The 275-nt window shown below is 63.6% G+C and carries 1 pseudogene; it reads left to right on the top strand.

What is annotated here, in order from left to right:
* Positions 1–18 precede the first annotated feature (18 nt).
* Positions 19–275 (top strand): annotated as a pseudogene (locus MTCD1_RS19120) (Bcr/CflA family drug resistance efflux transporter); the annotation flags it as partial.

Here is a 275-nt window from a genome sequence, read left to right as displayed (position 1 = left end):
GTGTACCTGGGGTATGCCGTGACCGGTGGTATCGCAATTGGCGGGATGTTCGCCTACATCGCCGGCTCACCTTTCGTATTTATCAAGCTCTACGGCGTGCCGGCCGAGCACTATGGGTGGCTGTTCGGCACCAATGCCGCAGGCTTTATCCTGGTGGCCCAGGTCAACGCGCGGCTGCTGTCCAAGCGCGGCCCGGCGTTTCTGCTGACCCGCACGGTGTGGGTCTACCTCGCGGCAGCGCTGTCGCTGCTGGCGGTCAGTGCCTTGCATACCGA

Origin of the sequence: Colwellia marinimaniae (genome assembly GCF_002207865.1) — a bacterium.
In the GTDB taxonomy this organism is placed as follows: Bacteria; Pseudomonadota; Gammaproteobacteria; order Enterobacterales; family Alteromonadaceae; genus Colwellia; species Colwellia marinimaniae.
The sequence above is the reverse complement of the archived record's forward strand: the minus strand, read 5'-3'. Positions and strand labels throughout refer to the sequence as shown.